Raw genomic sequence first — 5,066 nt, 5'->3', positions numbered from 1 at the left:
ACCCGTATAATTCCGAAGTCGAGGCCTGATAAAACCGGGTCTTTTTCTCCAGCCCCAGGAAACGGATTGCCTCCAGCAGGCGCAGGGTGCCGATGCCATCGACATCTGCGGTATATTCCGGCGCCTCGAAACTGACGGCGACATGAGACTGCGCGCCGAGGTTATAGACCTCATCCGGTTCGATCTCGCTCAGCAGCCGCGTCAGGTTGGAGGTATCGGTGAGATCGCCGTAATGCAGCTTGAAGCGGGCATGATCCACATGCGGATCCTGATAGATGTGATCCACCCGGCTGGTGTTGAACGACGACGCCCGCCGCTTCAGCCCATGCACCTCATAGCCCTTCTCCAGAAGAAACTCCGCAAGGTAGGACCCATCCTGACCCGTCACACCGGTGATGAGGGCTTTTTTCATCTGCTATCCTTAAATCTCATGCGATCAGCCGCGCCCTGGTAACTTGCTGGTATCTTGGCGCGGGGTCGCGTCAGTCTAAAACATGTTGCGACGGAGTGGCAGCCGATTTTCCGCCCGCATGTCCCCCCGGCATATCCCCCTGTCCGGATCGGCAGGAGGGAGGCGAGAGCCGGGCTGACAGGCTCAGCTCTCGCGGAAGGCGCGGTTGAGATAATCGGTGAAGGGCTGCAACAGATAGGCAAAGGGCGTGCGGCTGTTGGTCTGGATAAAGGTCTCCACCGGCATCCCCGGCACCAGCACATTGCCCTCGGGCAGGCGGGCGGCCTCGCCTTTGTTCAGCCGCACCTCGACCACGTAATAGCTGCGCCCGGTCTGCGGATCGACAAAGGAATCGCCCGATACCGTGCTCACCGTGCCAAACAGCGTCGGCGTGGTGCGCTGGTTGAAGCTGGAGAAATTCAGGCTGACCGGCTGGTTGAGATAGACCTGATCAATGTCCGACGGCGCCACCTGCGCCGAAATCACCAGCGGCTGGCTCTGCGGGATCAGATACATCAGCGGATCCGCCGCCCGGATCACCGATTTGCGGGCAAAGACATTGAGATCATAGACCACCCCCGCCACCGGGGCGCGCACCTCCAGCCGGGACAGCCGCTGCAGGATCACATTGCGTCGTTCGATCAGCTCCAGCTCACGCACCTGCAGGTCGCGCAGGGTGGTGATCGCCTCTTCGCGCCGTGCGCTTTTCTGGTTGAGGATCTCCAGACCCAGTTCGGTGACCTGCCCTTCGGCCTGGGCCTTCTGGGCGGTCAGCGCCCCGGCCTGACCGCGCAGCCGTGACTGTTCGCGCTGCAGCGACAGCACCCGGCTGGACTGTGCCAACCCCTGTGCCAGCAGGCTCTGCTGGTTTTCCAGCTCCTGGCCGATCAGCACCAGCTGTTCCTGCAGCGCCGACTGCTGCGCCTCGATGCCGTCGATCTGGCTCTGGATCTGGCCGATCCGTTCCTGCAGGCGGCTGATGCGGGCGCGCAGATTGACCAGGCGCGCTTCAAACAGGCGTTTCTGACCGTTGATCAGCTCTTCGGTCTGCACATGGGTGCCGCTCAGCTCGAACAGCAGCTCGGCAAAGGTGATGTCCTCGGCCTCGTCGCGTTCGGCACTGTAGCGGCTGCGCCGGGCCAGGGTTTCGGCCAGCTGACCTTCGACGATCTGCCGTTCGGCCAGCAGCTCCGACGGCTCCAGCCGCAGCAACAGCGCGTCCTCCTCGACCAGATCGCCCTCGCTCACCAGCACGTCGTCGACAACGCCGCCATAGGGGTGCTGCACCACCTGCCGGTTCTGCTCCACCTTGATGGAACCGGAGGCAATCACCGCACCGGAGATTTCCGCCGTCGCCGCCCATTGGCCAATGCCGCCTACAAGCAGCCCCAGCGCCAGCAACCCGGCAATGGTCAGCCCACGGATCGGGTAGGATTTGGATGTATCGCTCATGCTTTTGCCTCTGCCTGTTTCGGGGCCGGCTGTTTCTGGACCGGCGTTTCCGGGGCCGAAGTGGCTGCCTCCTGCGGCAGCTGTGCCGCATCGTCTTCTGTGGCCTGTGCTGCGACCTGCACTGTAGCCTGTTTCGGGGCTTGTTTCGGGGCCGGTTTCTGCTGGCCGGCCTGCGGGTTCTGCAGATGCTCACGCAGCACCGCATCCTTGGCCCCAAAGGCCCGCTGCGCCCCGTTGTCGAGGATCAGGATCAGGTCGCAGAGCTGAATCGCCGCCGGGCGATGCGCCATGATGACCACCGCACGGCCGTCCTGTTTGGCATGGGCCACCGCCAGGTTCAGCGCCTGGCTGCCTTCATTGTCGAGGTTGGAGTTCGGCTCATCCAGCACCAGAAGCACCGGATCGCCGTAAAGGGCCCGCGCCAGGCCGATGCGCTGCACCTGCCCACCCGACAGCCGGGTGCTGGCCACCCGCACCGGCGTGTCATAACCCTGCGGCAATTGCAGGATCATGTCGTGGACCGCGGCCTTGCGGGCGGCAGCCACCACCTGATCGGGATCCGGCATCATCGACAGCCGGGCAATGTTTTCGGCAATGGTGCCGTCAAACAGCGTCACCTGCTGCGGCAGATAGCCGATGTAGCTGCCCAGATCATCCATGTCATATTGATTGAGCGCCGCCCCATCGAGGCGGATCTTGCCCGAGACCGGGTGCCAGACGCCGATCAGCGCCCGCGCCAGCGAGGATTTCCCCGCCCCCGAGGCCCCGATCACCCCCAGCGCCTGCCCGGGCTGGATATTGAAATTCAGCCCCTGCAGGACCGGTTTGGCCACCTGCCCCGGCGCCACCGGCGGCACCAGGGCCACGCCCTGTACCTCCAGCTTGGCGGCCGGGCGGGCCAGCTTCATCGGCGCCGGGCGCTCCGGGGTTTCGCTCAGCATCTGCGCCAGCCGCTCCTGCGCCTGCAGGGCGCGCTGCACCAGAGCCCATTGACCGATCAGCGTCTCGATCGGAGCCAGAGCCCGGCCCATGATGATGGAGGAGGCGATCATCACCCCCGGTGTCAGCCCTTCGGTCAGCACCAGATAGGCGCCGGTGCCCAGCATCGCCGATTGCAGCGCCAGCCGGAAGGTGCGGGTGGCGGTGCTGAACCCACCGGTCATATCCGCCGCGCTCAGCTCAGATCCAACCGCCTGGCTGCGCAGCATCCGCCATTTGGCAAAAGCCGCACGGCGCATTCCCAGCCCCTGGATCAGCTCGGCATTGTTGCGCATCCCGTCCGAGACCTGATGCGCCGAGGCGGCCATCATGCTGGCATTCTCGACCGGCGCCTTGGAAATCATCTGATTGGCCAGGGCAAAAGCCACCAGCACGCCACCGCCGATCAGCGCCAGCAGACCCAGAAGCGGATGGAACACCGCGATCAGCCCCAGAAACAGCGGTGTCCAGGGCAGATCGAAAAAGGCCGAAACAATAGGAGAGGAGAGCGCCTTCTGCATCGCCTCCAGATCCCGCAGCCCCACCTTGGCGATGTCGTCATTGAAGCCGGCCGCCGATTTGTCCTGCACCGCATTGAACACCCGGGTTTCCAGCTGGTCATGGAACCGCGCCCCGACCCGTGCCAGGATCCGGCCGCGCACGTAATCCAGAATGCCCATGATCAGGAACAGGAATCCCGCCAGCACCGTCAGCGCCACCAGCGTCTCCAGCGAGCGGCTGCCCAGCACCCGGTCATAGACCTGCATCATATAAAGCGGGCTGGTCAGCATCAGCAGATTGGCAAAGAAGCTGAACAGGCCGATCAGCCAGAAGGCGCCGCGGTTGCCCCTGCGGGCCTTGCGGATCTCAGCCAGCCCCGCCTTATGCGCCGATCCTGATTGCTGTGCCGAGGTGCGTGCCATTGACGTATTGCCTTTGTCTGGGTCACCCGGACGGGCAACCAAAAGTAAGAAGTCCAAGAGACCCCGCCACCCGCAAGAAAGATCTGGGCAGAGCGGGCCGGGATCAGGGGGATATGCCCGGACACGCCCGGATGCACAATGGCTCCTGCCAATGGCGATGGGCGCCCCTGTCCTCCGGGCATCTCTGCACAGGGTCAAAAGCACAGCCGCCGGAGCCTTGTCAAACAGCTCTCCCGGTTCCTCATAGAATAGGCGGCAGGCGCGGCGGCGCGGCATCACTGGCCGCCCGCAGGCAGCCGCCCTGCCACAGGGGGGGGCGCAAACCGGCCGCCTCCCCGCTGCTCAGATTGACATCCAGCCCCCCCTTCGCTAAGGCCCGACAGCGCATCCGGCACCTGCCGCCCAACGTGGAGCAAGCCCTTATCATGTCACAGGTTTCCTCTCAGACCTCCGGTATCAAGACCGTTGCCGAGACCGCCTTTGAGGCTCGGTTTGCACCCCGGCTGGTGGCGCCAGAGGCCTATCACGACCCCAATGACGTGATCCTGTTCATGCATATCCCCAAGACCGCGGGCATGTCGGTGGGCAAGGCGCTGCAGGCGGCTTTTGACATCTTCCACCCGGTCTCCTGGGAGAACACCAACCAGTCCTTCCGCAACAAGACGCGCAAGGCGCTCTACCGGCGCAGCGATGAGGCCAACCCCTGCCGTCAGGTGCTGATGGGGCATTTCGCATGGTCCGACGTCATGTACTGGCGCCATCAGGAACTGCCGCTGAAATGCGCCACCATCATCCGCGATCCGCTGGACCGCTTCGTGTCCAACTACCGCTACAACACCTCCGACAAACACCCCCAGCACGAGGCCTTTGCCGCCCGCTACCCGACGCTGGAGGCCTATGCCCAGGCGCTGCCGCTGGACTATCAGCTGTCGCTGATGACCGGCGCCTTCTACTCCTTTGATCACGCGCTGGAGAAGCTGAACCGCTACTACAGCTTTATCGGCGTGACCGAACATCTGGGCGCCAGCCTGCAGCATTTCCGCCGCAGCCACGGTCTTGCGGCCGAACTGGCCGAGCATCGCGAGAACACCGGCAGCACGGCAAAAGCCGCCGAAGAGATCCCCGATGCGGTGCGCAATATCGTCGGCGAGAAAAGCCGCAACGACGCCCGCCTGCACCAGCTGGTGAGCCGCTGCTACGGCTGACCGGCTTGCAGCGGCCACCCCGGGGCATGTGCCTGCCGCAAACCCCGGCAGCCTGCT

The 5,066-nt window shown here is 64.3% G+C and carries 4 protein-coding genes; 1 reads left to right on the top strand and 3 read right to left on the bottom strand.

Annotated elements, in window-relative coordinates; genetic code table 11:
* From VWZ85_RS06120 to VWZ85_RS06110, 3 genes are all read right to left on the bottom strand, one after another.
* The coding region (locus VWZ85_RS06120; RefSeq protein WP_416595436.1) for a GDP-mannose 4,6-dehydratase at nucleotides 1-412 on the bottom strand (412 nt) is incomplete at its 3' end.
* A gap of 183 nt (nucleotides 413-595) precedes the next feature.
* Nucleotides 596-1,903 carry an HlyD family type I secretion periplasmic adaptor subunit gene (locus VWZ85_RS06115; protein ID WP_340547853.1) on the bottom strand — a complete coding sequence of 436 codons (1,308 nt, stop codon included), beginning with the start codon at nucleotides 1,901-1,903 and terminating at the stop codon, nucleotides 596-598.
* Nucleotides 1,900-3,804 (bottom strand): type I secretion system permease/ATPase, encoded by a 1,905-nt coding sequence (locus VWZ85_RS06110; RefSeq protein WP_416589422.1) that lies wholly within the window; start codon nucleotides 3,802-3,804, stop codon nucleotides 1,900-1,902. Before VWZ85_RS06110 ends, VWZ85_RS06115 begins: the two co-directional genes overlap by 4 nt.
* Before the next feature lie 425 nt (nucleotides 3,805-4,229).
* Between VWZ85_RS06110 and VWZ85_RS06105 the strand changes: the two genes are divergently transcribed.
* Nucleotides 4,230-5,009 carry a sulfotransferase family 2 domain-containing protein gene (locus tag VWZ85_RS06105; protein WP_340547851.1) on the top strand — a complete coding sequence of 260 codons (780 nt, stop codon included), beginning with the start codon at nucleotides 4,230-4,232 and terminating at the stop codon, nucleotides 5,007-5,009.
* The last annotated feature ends 57 nt before the right edge of the window (nucleotides 5,010-5,066 follow it).

This window comes from Phaeobacter sp. JH20_29, from assembly GCF_048056175.1.
Lineage (GTDB): Bacteria > Pseudomonadota > Alphaproteobacteria > Rhodobacterales > Rhodobacteraceae > Phaeobacter > Phaeobacter bryozoorum.
This window is presented reverse-complemented; position numbering and strand designations above follow the sequence as displayed.